General features: G+C 45.5%; 9 protein-coding genes. 8 read left to right on the top strand and 1 reads right to left on the bottom strand.

Annotation, left to right across the window (positions count from 1 at the left end; translation table 11 throughout):
* Positions 1-13: 13 nt before the first annotated feature.
* On the top strand, positions 14-529 hold the full coding sequence (locus J7545_RS14175) for a 2TM domain-containing protein (protein WP_318698526.1): 516 nt from the start codon (positions 14-16) through the stop codon (positions 527-529).
* A gap of 38 nt (positions 530-567) precedes the next feature.
* On the opposite strand, the gene J7545_RS14170 is transcribed toward J7545_RS14175, so the two are convergent.
* On the bottom strand, positions 568-1,107 hold the full coding sequence (locus J7545_RS14170; protein WP_318698527.1) for a GIY-YIG nuclease family protein: 540 nt from the start codon (positions 1,105-1,107) through the stop codon (positions 568-570).
* 136 nt (positions 1,108-1,243) lie between these two features.
* Here J7545_RS14170 and J7545_RS14165 point away from each other — a divergent pair, with 136 nt between their 5' ends.
* From J7545_RS14165 to J7545_RS14135, 7 genes are all read left to right on the top strand, one after another.
* A complete protein-coding gene (locus tag J7545_RS14165; RefSeq protein ID WP_318698528.1) occupies positions 1,244-1,708 on the top strand; it encodes a GUN4 domain-containing protein in 465 nt (154 codons plus the stop codon).
* A 10-nt stretch (positions 1,709-1,718) separates the two neighbouring features.
* A complete protein-coding gene (locus J7545_RS14160) occupies positions 1,719-4,217 on the top strand; it encodes a GH116 family glycosyl hydrolase (protein ID WP_318719732.1) in 2,499 nt (832 codons plus the stop codon).
* Positions 4,218-4,321: 104 nt separating this feature from the next.
* Positions 4,322-7,069: a zinc-dependent metalloprotease gene (locus J7545_RS14155; RefSeq protein WP_318700131.1), complete on the top strand. Its 2,748-nt coding sequence runs from the start codon at positions 4,322-4,324 to the stop codon at positions 7,067-7,069.
* 483 nt (positions 7,070-7,552) lie between these two features.
* Complete coding sequence (locus J7545_RS14150) at positions 7,553-9,247, top strand: methyl-accepting chemotaxis protein (RefSeq protein ID WP_318700132.1); 1,695 nt, start codon at positions 7,553-7,555, stop codon at positions 9,245-9,247.
* 71 nt (positions 9,248-9,318) lie between these two features.
* Complete coding sequence (locus tag J7545_RS14145) at positions 9,319-11,160, top strand: serine/threonine-protein kinase (protein ID WP_318719730.1); 1,842 nt, start codon at positions 9,319-9,321, stop codon at positions 11,158-11,160.
* 17 nt (positions 11,161-11,177) lie between these two features.
* Entirely contained in the window at positions 11,178-12,221 is a 1,044-nt protein-coding gene (locus J7545_RS14140; protein ID WP_318700134.1) for an SGNH/GDSL hydrolase family protein, read from the top strand.
* A 130-nt stretch (positions 12,222-12,351) separates the two neighbouring features.
* Positions 12,352-15,061 (top strand): Ig-like domain-containing protein (locus J7545_RS14135; protein WP_318719729.1); only part of this gene is annotated, 2,710 nt, incomplete at its 3' end.

Raw genomic sequence — 15,061 nt, 5'->3', positions numbered from 1 at the left:
CTATAACTTTAAGATGATGTCTGGTTCTTCGTCGCCTATCTCTCGTTCCTATCGCCAAGAGGATCTTCAACAGATTTTGCAGTTGGCGATCGCTCGCCAAAATCATTTAGAAGAGTTTTCCTATGAACAGTTGGTGGAAATTGCCACAGAACTAGAAATTTCCCCTGAACAGTTAAAAGCTGCCGAGCAAGAGTGGCTAGATAAACAAGGCAAGCTGAAACATCGTAAAGAATTTGATATCCAGCGTTATCAAACCTTAAAGAAAGATGCTGGTAAATATATTATTGCTAATAGTTTTCTCGTCCTCATTAATTTAGTCAGTGTTGGCACGTTGTCCTGGTCGATCTATGTAGTTTTGACCTGGGGACTACTCCTAGGTCTAAAAACCTGGAATACTTACCAGATGACTGATGTTGAATATGAGCAAGAGTTTCAGAAATGGTATAATCGAAATCAAATTAAGGAGGTAGCCCAGAAAACTTGGGAGAAAGTCAGTCAAGTTCTTTGGAAGTCTAGCGAAAGGGAATAGGCAATAGGAAAAATAGTTTTCCCATTCCCCGTCCTATCTTACTTCAAGTCCAATAATCCTTTTTCTTTTAACTTCGGATTAAACCGAAACGAATCTTGAATTTTCCGAGACTCTAAACGCTCTAAGATTTCCTCTTGAACTCGGCGAGCTACCGTTTTTAAAAGCTTGATTTGCCCTAATTCATCACTGGTTTCATAACTTGCCTTTTCTTCATCTGTCATGGACACCTTAGCATCGATGGGATCGGTCCATTGACTGAACTGTGTATCATTGCCCAAGGGAATTGAGCCATTTTCAGTAATCCAAGCTTCTTTGATTTGTTCTAATTGGCTGCGGTTCGGTTTGTCAATCACATAGGCTTTAACCCAATAACATCCTTGAGGTTGTCGCACCATATGTTGTTTTAGGCTTAGATAGATATCCCGTGAATAATGAACCAGTTGTAATGTTTTATTTTCGTTAAAAATAGCATAAACTCCAATTTTTTTAGAGAATTGTTCGGGGAATTGTCCTCGATCGTCAAGGTAGGGGATATAATCCAAGTTTTTTAGGAGGCAGGTTTCCAACGGAGAAGACATAAATTAGTGCCAGATGATCGTGTCAAGTTTCTTGATTTATATCATAGTGAGTTCACTGAGAACAAGGGTAGTGTATTGAGAAAAAGAGCCTAAAAGCGCTATCATGAATTAAGGGAGCAATGAAGAAAAAATACCCATGAAAACCGTAATTCCTCATGAGTCAACTTATCAGACGCTAGAAGATCTGCTGGTAGTACAACAGTGGAAAGAAGCAGATGAAGAAACCGGCCGGATATTATTAGAGTTAAGCGATCGCGCCTCAGAAGGCTACATCAACAAGTCCCATGCTCTGGCTATCCCTACCTCCGATCTCCAATGGCTCGATCGCCTGTGGAGAGAACATAGCTACAATCATTTTGGGTTTTCGATCCAACAGCAAATCTGGAACCTCAGCTATCAGAACTATGCTGAATTTGGCCAGAGAGTGGGGTGGAGATCGCAAGAAATCTGGTTAGATTACGATCGATTAACCTTTAGCCTTCAGGCTCCCTTGGGGCACCTACCCGTCGCCAAACTCCTGATTCCTGTGGGGGATCATCCCTGTTTCTCCTTTGTCCTCGGCACCTGGAGAATTGCCCTACTATCGCGCCGAGACTTGTAGAATAAACCCTATGACCAATCAACCCTTTCAACCCCAGATTCCTTCCTGTGCATGGCAACGCCCCCTCGGTTTAGGGTGGGACAACCCTTACACCGTGCGTTATGCTTCCAATTTAGATGATGGCCCTTGGCATGGAATGCCCCTGGGTGGCTTAGGTGCAGGATGCATCGGGCGATCGCCCAGGGGAGACTTTAACCTCTGGCATATTGATGGGGGAGAACATATCTTCAAAACCTTACCCGCGTGTCAATTTAGTGTCTTTGAAGAAACCGCAGACGGACGCAGCAAAACCTATGCCCTCAGTACCCAACCCCCCACAGATGGAACTCTGAGCAGTTGGCAGTGGTATCCTCCCACCAGCGCCATCCAACAAACGGGAACCTACAGTGCCCTTTATCCCCAAAGCTGGTATCACTACGAAGGGGTCTATCAGTCCCATCTGCTGTGCGAACAGTTTTCACCCATCATTCCCCACAATTATCAAGAAACGAGCTATCCCTTAGCTATCTTTGAATGGACAGCCCACAACCCCACGGATCAGCCCCTCACCCTCAGCATTATGCTTACCTGGGAAAATACGGTGGGTTGGTTTACCAATGCCATTAAAACCCCTGAAATTACGGTTCGGGATGATGGATCGCCAGTTTACGAGTATCAACCCCAATGGGGCGAAAGTACGGATAACTATAATCGATGGATCGAAAATAACTTTCGGGTGGGATGCTTAATGAGTCGCCTGAGTACCCATGAGATCCCCGAAGAAGGGGAAGGGCAATGGGCGATCGCCACGATCGCCAATCCAGCCGTCGAAGTCTTTTACCATACCCGTTGGGACCCTACCAGTAGTGGAGATGCGGTTTGGTCTCCCTTTGCTACCGATGGGTCTTTGTCCGACTCAGAAGACGAAACCCCAGCCGCATCCGGGGAACGTCTCGCCTGTGCGATCGCCGTCCGCTTTACCCTCAGACCCGGACGGACTCGCAAAATTCCCTTTATCCTCGCTTGGGACTTTCCCGTTACCCAATTTGGCTATACGCAAGCGGGAAGTGACTTTTCTGGACAATTACCATCAACTGGCGAAGAAACTGTGGGTCAACCGATCGGCTACTATCGTCGTTATACAGACTTTTTCGGGCGCAACGGTAAAAATGCCTGGTCAATGGTACGCACGGCACTCAAACATTCAGATACTTGGAAAGAGGCGATCGCGGATTGGCGCAAACCCATTTTAGGCGATTCGGGATTTCCCGAACCCCTGAAAATGGCTCTGTTTAATGAACTTTACCTACTCGCCGACGGTGGAACCCTGTGGACAGCAGGCATGGAAAATGACCCCATCGGTCAATTTGGGGTACTCGAATGTTTAGATTATCGCTGGTATGAAAGTTTAGACGTGCGGCTCTATGGCGGTTTTGCCTTAACCCGATTGTGGCCGAAACTTGAAAAAGCCGTGATGTTAGCCTTTGCTCGCGCCATTCCCCAAGGGGATAATACCCCGAGAATTATCGGTTATAATCAAGCGCAAGCCGTGCGCAAAATTGCCAGTGCTACCCCCCACGATCTAGGCGCTCCCAACGAACATCCCTGGGATAAAACGAATTACACCAGCTATCAAGACTGCAACCTATGGAAAGATTTAGGATGCGATTTTGTCTTGCAAGTCTATCGATATTTTCTGTGGACAGGAGCAGAGGATCTAGAATTTTTGCAAGAGTGCTGGTTCGCTCTTGTGGAAACCCTGGATTATCTAAAAACCTTTGATCAAGATGGCGATGGCATCCCCGAAAACTCAGGAGCGCCCGATCAAACCTTTGATGATTGGCAGCTTAAGGGCATCAGTGCCTATTGTGGAGGCTTATGGTTAGCAGCTTTAGAAGGGGCGATCGCGATCGGTCAACACCTGCAAAACGCTCAAGACTCCCCAGATCCCAACCTCCAAGCTCAAATTGAACAATGGTCAACCTGGTTAGACCAGTCTAAACCTCTGTATCAAAAAACGCTCTGGAATGGAGCATATTATAACTTGGATAGCCAAAGCAGATCGCAAGTTGTCATGGCCGATCAGCTCTGCGGTCAATTTTATGCCCAGTTATTAAACTTACCGCCCATTGTGCCCGCTGACTGCACTATAACCACCCTACAAACCATCTATCACACCTGTTTCACCCAATTTAATCAGATCCAAAACCCAGATCGAGCAGCTCTAGGTGTAGCCAATGGTGTTAACCTCGATGGCTCGCCAGAAAACCCCAAGGCGACCCATCCCCTAGAAATCTGGACAGGAATTAACTTCGGATTAGCCGCATTTATGTTACAACAGGGAATGAAAGCCGAAGCCTTTACTATTGCGGAAGCTGTGGTCAATCAAATTTATACCCATGGGCTACAATTTCGCACCCCAGAAGCCATTACCGCAGCCAGAACCTTCCGCGCTAGTCATTATTTGCGGGCTATGGCCATTTGGGGACTCTACCAAGTTTGGGTAATGGGTCATCAACAGACTTCTTGATCCCCCCTTACCCCCCTGAAAAAGAGGATGAGGAAATAGGGAGATGGGAGGATAGGGGATCTAATCATGGAATCAAAACTAACGCTTAACTGTTGGATTGGGGTATGAAAAGACTATATCTAATTGCCGGTTTAATTCTGGGATTTCTAGCGGTCACGATCTTGCCCAGTTGGGGCACATTTGTCGATCGGTCGGTTACACCAGTCGTACAGGTTTCCCAGACTATCGAAGATCGGATCAAATCCGAAGAAGCATCAGAGTCTAAAGCACCTAAATCCTTCGATCAGGTGATTGAAGGAACTCAGAAACAGGACGGTTTATTTCCCCTCTACAAGACCGAAAAAAATAAGCATCTCTATTTAGAAATTGCCCCCGAACAACTGAACCGAAATTTCTTATGCGTGATGACCCTATCGAGTGGTATTGGCGAAGGATTTTTATTAAATGGAATGCCCATAGGGGAGATTTTATTCCAGTTTCGAGAAGTGCAAGACCGGGTGCAATTTGTGGTTCCCCAAACCAATTTTCGCACGAATCCGGGCGATCCTTTGGCGCGATCGCTCCAGGACGGCTTTAGCGATTCGGTACTGTATTCCTTAGAAATTAAAAGTGTTCATCCAGAACGGAAATCCCTACTGATTGATGTCAGCAATCTAGTCATGGGAGAAGGGGATCTCAGTGGCTTATCCACGTTTTTACCCTATCTGCTCGATGGCACCTATTCAGTAGCTCCAGATAGTTCTTATATTACAGAAGTCGAGAATTTTCCCGAAAATCTGGAAATTGAAGCCCTCTATGGCTTTCGAGGGGGGGGCTTCGGGTTATCCAGCCTGCCGGATAGCCGCGCTTTCAATTTAGCCGTGCATTATAGTTTTTCCCCATTGCCAACCCATGACTATCAGCCTCGGTTAGCCGATGAGCGCGTGGGTTATTTTTTAACTGCCTATAAGGACTTTGGCAATAGCGATCGCCGCGATCCCTTTGTGCGCTACATTAATCGTTGGAATATCCAGCCAGGAAAACCCTTAGTCTTTTGGATTGAAAATACCGTTCCCCTCGAATATCGCCAGGTGGTCAAAGAAGGGATTTTGATGTGGAATGAAGCCTTCGCCAAAGCCGGATTACCCCAGGCGATCGAAGTCCGACAAATGCCCGATCAAGCGGACTGGACTCCAGCCGATATTCGCTACAATGTGGTGCGCTGGTCAAGTTCCTTTGAACCCAGTTTTTATGGGATTGGTCCTTCCCGCACGAATCCCCTGACTGGACAAATTTTAGATGCAGATATTTTGATTGATGCTAATGTCGTGCGCTTAATCAAAGGACAATATCAAACCTTAGTCAATCCTGACGCAGGAAGAGGACAACAACAGAATTTACTGCAACGGTTTTGCCAAGATACCCTAGAACAAAGTTACTTACGGGGGGTTGATCTTTCGGAAGAATCGGAAGAGAAAAAAGATCTCCTCTCTGGGTTTCCCTTAGCCAAATCTCTCTTAGATCGGGATGTTTGCTTTGCGAAAGAGTTTAACCGGCAATTGGCGATCGGGTCAACCTCCCTTTCTTTAATGCACAATGTGTTGCCCAGTAGCCCAGAAATGGAGAATTATGTACAACAATTTATCCGCTTTTTAGTCGCCCATGAAGTCGGTCATACCCTAGGATTACGGCATAATTTCCATGGCAGTACCCTCCTGAGTCCAGAAGAATTACAAAACCCAGAGATTACCCGTACTCTGGGAATGGTGGGGTCGGTGATGGATTATGTATCCCCGAATTTAGCGCCCCCAGGAAAACCGCAAGGAGATTATTTCCCCACTAAATTAGGGCCTTATGATATTTGGGCAATTGAATATGGATATAAACCTCTAAATGCGATTTCTCCAGAAGCAGAATTGCGAGAATTGCGCCAAATTGCTCAACGGGCGGCAGAACCAGAATTAGCCTATGGTACGGATGAGGATTTTATCAGTGGTCTTGACCCAGCGGTGAATATTTTCGATCTCAGTAGCGATCCTCTGACCTATGCCCAATGGCAATTTGAAAATGCCCAAGCCATGTGGTCTCGGTTAAATCGGCGATCGCCTGCTCCGGGAGAGAGTTTTAGTGAAATGCGGGATTTATTTGATGCTGTGTTTTTCTACTATTTCCGCAATGCGATGAATTTAACCCTCTATGTGGGGGGGCAATCGTTTAATCGCCATTATGCGGGCGATCCGAATGGTAGTTTGCCTTTTCAACCCCTGTCGGCCGAGAAGCAACGAGCAGCCTTAGAATCGATCAATGAAAATGTGTTTTCCGCAAAAGCTTTTGAGTTTTCACCCCAGTTGCTGAACCAATTAGCGCCCTCTCGTTGGTCTCATTGGGGGGCATTCCCGGATTTGTTTGAGTTGGATTATCCAATTAGCGATCGCCTCCTCTTCTTACAGACGGTTGTTTTGCGAAATCTCCTGTCTCCCACCCGTCTTTCCCGTCTGCAAGATCTAGAGTTAAAAACTGATTCCACAGAAGAAGTCTTGAAATTACCGGAACTCTTCACCACCCTGCAAGAGAGCATTTGGACAGAAGTCATTGATGGAGATATCGCCAACCTCTCCAGTATCCGTCGCGCTCTACAACGGGAATATGTGTCCGTCTTAAGCAAGATGAGCTTACGACAAGTTAGAGTTCCTGAAGATGCCGTTACCCTAGCTTGGTATAACTTACGGGAATTAGAAGATCGGATTGATAACACCTTGCGCCGACGGGGCAGAGGCTTAGAACCTTATACTAAGGCTCACTTAGAAAAAACCCGCGATCGCATTGCCAAGGTTCTTGATGCTCCCCTAGAGTCCAAGTCAACGGTGAAATAATAGCTCTGGGCTTTAGTTCTATCGAGTCTGCTCGATACGTTGTTATCCTCAGATACCCCTATCGAGCGATCTCGATCGCTATCCCTATCCTAGTTAATCACCCTGAAGATCCCTGAGTGTCACGCCAGCTCAGAGAAACCCATCACGGCTAGGAACAGGCTTCCGGGAAATACTCAAACTATAGAGTTCAACCTAATCCCATGCCTGCTGAAGCCATGCGCTATAACTTGTATTGCTTCGAGTCTAAGGCTTCACGTTGTACTCCTCAAGAAGAAAGAAGCACTATATTAATTAAAAAATTTAAGGGTATTATTGGTATAATCATAAAACCCATTTTATTTTCAGGTTGTCATAAACAAGAAATAATTATCTTACAATTGTTCAATATAGACAAAATTATTCTTGCCTGTATGGTTCGATGACTATTAATTGTCAAATACCGTATTTTAAAAGGAATATTCAATTGAAGAAGAAAAACATACTATGTCATCAATCTATCATAGTAAACCTAAAGTTCCTAGTCAGATTGCCTGGATAGTCGTCCTGATCTGTATCCTCCCTTTTAGCTTAAATCTCTTAGGACTTGACTTTGGAACACCTGGCCAATCTTTCGATCTCCAAGATGCTCTAAATTGGGAAAACAGTCAAGTCGTTGATGCCATGCACTATGCCTTAGCCGGCAGCTTTGTACATACCATTTTAGAATGGAGTGCTTGTTGTGTGGCACTTCTAATTGTTCTGTTAAGTTTTCTCAATTATAGTATCAAAGGCAATCCAATTACTCCCACATTAGGAATTGCTTTATTCTTTGCCGGAGTTATGGATGCTTTTCATACTTTAGCCTCCGATCGATTGATTAATACTGTTGCCGATCCTGAAAATTTAATCCCCTTTACTTGGGCGATTTGTCGTTTATTCCATGCCCTAATTATGATCGGTGGAGTTTTGATTCTTCTCATGAATACTTCCATCGATTCATCGGCTAAAAAAAACTCTAAAAAACGATTTAGACTTATTTTTTCAGTCAGTATCGTATTTGGATTTGTTGCCTATGGTATTATTTACTTTTCCGCCACCAGCCACCATCTTCCAGAAACAATGTTTCCCAATTCGCTAATTACGCGTCCCTGGGATGTGATTCCTTTGCTGTTATTTCTGTTGAGTGGCTGGGTGTTATATCCCATGTTTTACCGAAAGGAACCCAGTATTTTTGCCGATTCATTAATCATTAGTGTAATTCCCAATGTCGCTACGCAAGTTTATATGGCCTTTGGCTCAACTGCTTTATTTGACAATAATTTTAATATTGCCCATTTCTTGAAAGTTATTGCCTATCTTGTTCCTTTAACTGGACTGTGCTTAGAGTACATAGAAACCTATCAAACCAAAACTCGGTATTTATCTGAAGATCTCAAAAACAGTATTAATTTATTAAAAGTTTTGGCAAGTCAAGTGCTAGAATCAACCCAAGTTACTCAGCTTATTCGAGATTCTAGTCGCCAGCTCAAAGGCATGATTGACAACCAAGTGGTTGGCAGTCAGAAGGTGGGGAAAAATACTGAGATTATAGCGGAAATGTCTGACATCTTATTGGATAAGATTGAAAGTTTTGAAACCACATTTACTGCTCTTAATCACTCAGTTGATATTCTATCGGGGCAATTAAAAAAAATTGATAATAACTCTAGAAGTGTCAATCAGATTGTTAACAGGATAACAGGAATCGCCACACAAACTAAGATGTTATCTCTGAACGCTTCGATTGAAGCAGCTAGAACAAATACCCGTGAAAGCAGTCAAGAATTTACGGTGATTGCGAGAGAGATTAGTCATTTAGCAACAGAAGCTGCCATGATTGCTAAAACGATTCAGCCGATTGTGAAAGAGATGCAAAGTTCTGTAAAAAATGGTGTGGATCAAATGAAAAGTTTCACGAAAGAGTATATGGAGGAATTGGGGCCAGAAATTGAGTCCATGCGCGACAATATTCAACGGCAAAAAGAAGGAGCGAATCAGATTACTGAAGCGGTAAGTAAACTCAATTCGGATTCTGAACATACAGCGGCTTATCTCAGAGAAACATTTGAACAAACCAATTTTGCTTTACAGAACCTTGAGCAAGCCGTAGAAGATTTGCAATTAGAAATCAATCGATTTTCCGGTGCAAAAGAGGATTGATGGGGAAATATAATAAAATAAAACAATTGCGATCGCCAGATCCAATTGAGTTGTGAGTGGAAACATCTGTTATGTCATCACCCTTGGGCTTGATTCTACAACATCGCTATCGGTTAGTTAAACTTCTGGGTCAAGGAGGGTTTGGTTGTACCTACTTGGCGGAAGATTTGGGGCGCTTTAATGAACTGTGCGCCATTAAGGAGTTTGTCCCGAGTGCCAGAAATCCTCAAGGACTTCAGAAAGCTGAGGAGTTATTTCAACGGGAAGCAACGATTCTCTACAAACTGCAACATGCCCAAGTTCCCCAGTTTCGCGCCAATTTTGAGGAAGAGGGACGCTTGTTTTTAGTGCAAGATTATGTGGAGGGGAAATCCTATCAGACTCTGCTCGATGAGCGCACAGCACAGGGGCACGTGTTTGCGGAAGATGAAGTCAAGACGTTTCTGGCTCAAGTGTTGCCGGTTTTGGGATATCTCCATTCTCAAGGGGTAATCCATCGCGATATTGCCCCGGATAATATGATGTGGCGACAACGGGATGGGTTGCCGGTGTTGATTGATTTTGGTGTAGGAAAAGAACTGGCGACACAGTTATGCAGTGAAACGGGAACTTTGCCAACAACGGTGGGTAAGGTGGGATATGCTCCCAGGGAACAACTTCAGATGGGTTTAGCGTATCCGAGTAGTGATTTTTATGCTCTAGGGGTGACGGTGTTGGTGCTGTTGACGGGGAAGGAACCAGGGGAATTGTTCGATCCGCAAACCCTGAGTTGGAAGCTGCCGAGTTCTTCCATCAGTCCCCAGTTTACCCAGATTTTGGAGCGCCTGTTAGCGGAACAACCGGGAGATCGCTTCCCAAGTGCCGATCGCATTTTACACGTGCTTGGTGGTGCAACCGTTCTCCCTCGTTTTTCGGAGCAAAAAAACCAAGCACTTACCCCTCAATATACTCAATCTCAATATCAAAGTTCTATACGTTCTTCAGGTGCCGAGCCTATGTCTGCTTCCAAAATAGCAATGATTGGGGCGATCGTGGCCTTAGTTGCAGGGATTACGTCTTGGATGGTGGTGAGTGCTTGGTTGCGTCAGGATAGGGTGGAAACGGTTAATCCTGGGGTAGAATCTCCTGCATCGTCTCCATCTCCCTTTCCTTCACCGTCTGTATCTCCTTCACCGTTTCTATCCCCTTCCCCTTCACCGACTCCCCTTCAAACCCCTAACCCTCCTGGCTTACCCACCACGTATCAGGAACGGTTAACGGTTGAACCGGGGGAAGTGACAAGGGTGGAAGGATCGCTCAAAGCCAATGAAGTCCAGTATTATCTGATTTCTGCCCAGGAAGAGGATCGGTTTTCGATGTTTATTACTGGGGATGGAGTGTTGATGACGCTGTTGACTCCCGAAGGAGAGGCGATTGGCGATCGCTCCACGGATATTTCCCTCTGGGAAGGAGAGTTTCCTATTTCTGGGGAATATGCCATCATTGTTAGTCCCTTGCGAGGCTTACAGGAAACAGATTATCAACTGGAAATTGAACAGTTGAATGTTCCCGTTGAACCGACTCCAGAACCAGAGCTAACCCCGGAACCCACTCTTGAACCAGAACTGGAAATTAACAGCAAAACGATTCAGTTTGCACCGGGAACCACAGGAATAGAAATCAACTCTCAGAGCAATCGCCAGCAAATTCAGCGATATTTACTCAGGGTAAGAAAAGATCAGATCATGCAAGTCAAGGTAATTGAAGGTAATGTAACCCTGAATATCCGCTATCCTACAGGAGAACTGATTCCAGAAGCCTATGATTTACTCTACTGGGAATCTCAAGTTCCCGAAAGTGGAGAGTATATCATTGATGTCCTAGCTACCGAGTCCACAGACTTTAGCTTAGATATTAGTGTGACGGATCAATAAATCCTGTTTTTTATCGCATGAGATTAAAAAAAGCAAGCCAAACGTTCGCTAAAATCGGCTTAATTCTCTTGATCTCCCTAGGATTAACAGAAATTGTCTTTCGAGTCTACAACTACTTGCATCCCAGTTTCATTTTTCATGATAGCTCCTACAATCGCTTTCGCGGCAAACCCTTAGCACCTGAATATAACTTTCGCTTGAATTCTCAGGGATTCAAAGATGTGGAGTTTCAAGTTGAAAAAGCGCCAAACACCTTCCGCATTCTGGGCATAGGAGACTCTTTTGCTTATGGTGTTGTTCCCTATAACTACAACTATTATACTCGCTTGGAAGAGAAACTCAAACAACGAGACGATCGTGTAGAAATCATTAATATGGGGATTCCTAACCTTTCCCCAAAAGATTATCTGGCTCTGCTGGTGACTGAAGGACTAGCCTTAAATCCAGATCGAGTCATCCTGAGCTTCTTTATCGGTAATGATTTTGATGATTCAAAACGCAGTATTGAATCCTATTCTTATGTGTTCTCATTTTGGAAATTCCTCATCGATCTTCAGAACAGTTATGAAGGAAAAGTCATTCATGGCAACCTAGAGTATCAGGACGATCTCCCCACACTCACGGATGAGAAATATTTACAAATTGAAATCGGTAGAAGTGATTTATTTAGGGTGGAGAATTCAGAACTAGAATCGAGAGTCCGGGGAGCCATGACTTATTTAAGAGAAATCAAAGAGTTGTGCGATCGCCAGAATATTGAGCTGCTTGTGATTCTGATTCCTGATGAACTGCAAGTCAACCCAAATCTGCAAGCAAAAGTAATTGATGAACTGGGAATGAACCTAGAGGATTTGGACTTTAGCTTACCCAATCAATACTTACAAGAAGAACTGACTGAATCAGAGATTGATTTCCTCGATCTCTTCCCTTATTTTCAAGGATATTCAGAATTTGAACAACTCTACAAACCCAATGATAGCCATTGGAATATTGCCGGTAATGAACTCGCGGCTGAACTTATTTTCCAATACTTACAACGCACGCCAGAAAAACTAGATTGATAGCACTTCATATTGTTATCAGGTACAGGGTTCATCTAGGATGAGAATGAGAGGGTGTTGAGTCAACACCATACCCATTACAAAATCGATTATTAAGTGTAACTTAGTACAAAGGAATCAAGAGATACAAATGTCTGGAACAGTCAATAACGATATTCTTGAAGGCACTTCGCTAATTGATACCCTCCAGGGTTTATCTGGAAGTGATAGTATTCATGCTTGGTCTGGAGACGACTCCCTCAATGGCAATCAAGACAATGACACGCTTTTCTCTGGAGCCGATAATGATACGGCTCGCGGTGGTCAAAATGATGACTGGATTTATGGAGAAACGGGAGACGATCGCCTCTATGGAGACTTAGGGAATGACTTCCTATCGGGAAACCAAGGAGCCGACTTCCTCAACGGCAACCGAGGGAATGATACGGTCTATGGAGGTCAAGGAGATGACACGATTCACGGAGGACAAGAAAACGATCGCCTCTACGGAGACCGAGGCAACGACGTTCTCTATGGAGACTTAGGCTCGGATACCGTCACAGGAGGAACAGGAGCCGATATCTTTGTCCTCGGCATAGAGACGGGGGGAGCGCTCCTGAGTGATGCCGATTGGATTACCGATTTTAATCAGAATCAAGATTATATCGGACTAACTGATGGACAAACGTTTGCCAACTTAGTGTTTCTGGCGGGAAGCGGAGAATTAACCGGTTCGACCATCATTAGAGACCGCACCACAGGAGACTATTTAGCGATTGTTCAAGGGGTGAGTACAGAGGGATTGACAAGCGATCGCTTTACGAGTATTTTGGGGGCGATCGCTACGCCAACTCCAACACCGGCACCAGCTCCCACCCCAACACCGGCACCAACGCCTACACTAGCTCCCACCCCAATACCAGCACCAACACCAACGCCTACAAATGCAGAACCCACCGATATTGCCATCAGTGCCAATACGGTAGATGAGAATAGCGTCAGTGATACGGTAGTGGCTGACCTATCGACGACTGACCCCGATACAGGAGATAGCCATACCTACAGTCTCACGGATGATGCTGGGGGACGCTTTAAGATTGCCGGTAGCGAACTGCAAGTGGCTGATGGTAGTTTACTTGACTTCGAGAGTGCCACCAGTCATGACATTACAGTGCGGACAACCGATAGTGGTGGGTTGACTTTTGAGAAGACTTTCACCATTAATCTCAACGGAGTGAATGAAACTCCTACGGATATTGCCCTGAGTGCCAATACAATAGATGAGAATAGCGCTAATGGTACGGCAGTAGGCGACCTATCTACCACTGACCCCGATAGTGGAGATACTCATAGCTACACTCTCACCAATGATGCTGGGGGACGGTTCCAGATTTTGGGGAATCAAATCCAAGTGGCTGATGGTACTTTGCTCGACTTCGAGAGCGCTACCAGTCATGACATTACAGTGCGGACAACCGATAGTGGTGGGTTGGCTTTTGAGAAGACTTTTATTATTAATCTCAATGATGCCAATGAAAATCAAGCTCCTACCGATATTGCCCTCAGTGCCAGCAGTGTAGATGAGAATAGCGCCAGTGATACGGTAGTGGGTAACTTATCCACTACAGACCCCGATAGTGGGGATACTCATAGCTACACTCTGACCGATGATGCTGGGGGACGCTTTAAGATTGTTGGTAGCGAGCTGCAAGTGGCTGATGGCACTCTGTTGGACTTCGAGAGTGCTACGAGTCATGACATTACGGTGCGGACAACCGATAGTGGTGGTTTGACCTTTGATGAGACCTTCACCATTACTCTCAATGGACTCAATGAAACGCCGACCGATATTGCTTTAAGTGCCAATACGGTCGATGAGAATAGTGCCGATGATACGGTAGTGGCCAACCTCTCAACGACTGACCCCGATAGCGGGGATACTCATAGCTATACTCTGACCGATGATGCGGGGGGACGCTTTAAGATTGTCGGTAACGAGCTGCAAGTGGCTGATGGCACTCTGTTGGACTTCGAGAGTGCTACGAGTCATGACATTACGGTGCAGACAACCGATAGTGGTGGTTTGACTTTTGATGAGACCTTCACCATTACTCTCAATGACGTTAATGAGCCGCCAGTGGCCACTGATGACACGGTAGCTGACTCGGTATTGCTCAGTTCTACTCTGGAGATTGATACGGCCGACCTCCTGGCGAACGATACTGACCCAGAGATGGATACCCTGACGATTACGGGAGTCTCCAATGCCAGCAATGGTACGGTGTCGTTAAATGGAACCACGATTACCTTCCGAGCGGATGCCAACTTTAGCGGTACGGCGACGTTTGACTACACGGTGGACGATGGCAATGGAGGGAGCGATACGGGGACTGCCAGCGTTACGGTAGTTTCGCAAGTGGAGTTGAGTGCCATTACGAACCAGACCAGTATACCAGTGGGAACGGGGGGTTTTGCGATGGACGGCGAGGCAGGAGGTGACCGCTCTGGTCGTCCCGTATCGTCAGCAGGAGACGTGAATGGGGATGGCTTGGACGACCTCATTGTTGGGGCATATGGTGCCTCCCCCAATGGTGATGATTCGGGTCGCTCCTACGTGGTGTTTGGCAAAACTGATGGCACTAAAGTCAACTTGAGCGACATTACCAATGGCACGGGAGGTTTTACTCTCAATGGCGAAGCAGGAGGTGACGAGTCCGGTCGTTCGGTATCGGCGGCGGGAGATGTGAATGGAGATGGCTTGGACGACCTCATTGTTGGGGCACGTTTTGCCTCCCCCAATGGTGATGATTCGGGTCGCTCTTATGTGGTGTTTGGCAAAAGCGATGGCACTACAGTCAACT

The sequence above is a fragment of the Roseofilum sp. SBFL genome, from assembly GCF_017746885.1.
Lineage (GTDB): Bacteria > Cyanobacteriota > Cyanobacteriia > Cyanobacteriales > Desertifilaceae > Roseofilum.
The sequence above is the reverse complement of the archived record's forward strand: the minus strand, read 5'-3'. Positions and strand labels throughout refer to the sequence as shown.

Coding starts and splice junctions, on each gene's coding strand:
- J7545_RS14175 (WP_318698526.1), top strand. CDS start 14: ATGATGTCTGGTTCTTCGTCGCCTATCTCTCGTTCCTATCGCCAAGAG.
- J7545_RS14170 (WP_318698527.1), bottom strand. CDS start 1,107: ATGTCTTCTCCGTTGGAAACCTGCCTCCTAAAAAACTTGGATTATATC.
- J7545_RS14165 (WP_318698528.1), top strand. CDS start 1,244: ATGAAAACCGTAATTCCTCATGAGTCAACTTATCAGACGCTAGAAGAT.
- J7545_RS14160 (WP_318719732.1), top strand. CDS start 1,719: ATGACCAATCAACCCTTTCAACCCCAGATTCCTTCCTGTGCATGGCAA.
- J7545_RS14155 (WP_318700131.1), top strand. CDS start 4,322: ATGAAAAGACTATATCTAATTGCCGGTTTAATTCTGGGATTTCTAGCG.
- J7545_RS14150 (WP_318700132.1), top strand. CDS start 7,553: ATGTCATCAATCTATCATAGTAAACCTAAAGTTCCTAGTCAGATTGCC.
- J7545_RS14145 (WP_318719730.1), top strand. CDS start 9,319: ATGTCATCACCCTTGGGCTTGATTCTACAACATCGCTATCGGTTAGTT.
- J7545_RS14140 (WP_318700134.1), top strand. CDS start 11,178: ATGAGATTAAAAAAAGCAAGCCAAACGTTCGCTAAAATCGGCTTAATT.